This is a genomic window from Scytonema sp. PCC 10023 (genome assembly GCF_963920835.1).
Classification (GTDB): domain Bacteria; phylum Cyanobacteriota; class Cyanobacteriia; order Cyanobacteriales; family Nostocaceae; genus Kalymmatonema.
This window is the reverse complement of record NZ_CAWUDP010000414.1, coordinates 1-239: the sequence shown is the minus strand read 5'-3', so window position 1 is coordinate 239 and position 239 is coordinate 1. Positions and strand designations below refer to the sequence as shown.

1 protein-coding gene is annotated in these 239 nt (G+C 55.2%); it reads right to left on the bottom strand.

The annotated features are described in order from the left end of the window. Nucleotides 1-239 (bottom strand): hypothetical protein (locus tag ACM0OZ_RS49405; protein ID WP_414590247.1); only part of this gene is annotated, 239 nt, incomplete at both ends.

The following is a 239-nucleotide window of genomic DNA, read 5'->3' as shown; positions in this document are numbered from 1 at the left end:
GAGCGCTGGTTAAATGCCTCTGTCAATGAGCTCACACAAGCTTGCAACTGCTGAATTTGTTGCTCTAGCCCGGTGGGGTCAAACGGTGCTGGTATTGGCGGCAGTGCTGAAACCTGCTCTTGCAGTTGGGCGGTGCTTTCGCGCAACTGCTGAATTTGTTGCTCTAGCCCGGTGGGGTCAAACAGTGCTGGTATTGGCGGCAGTGCTGAAACCTGCTCTTGCAGTTGGGCGGTGCTTTG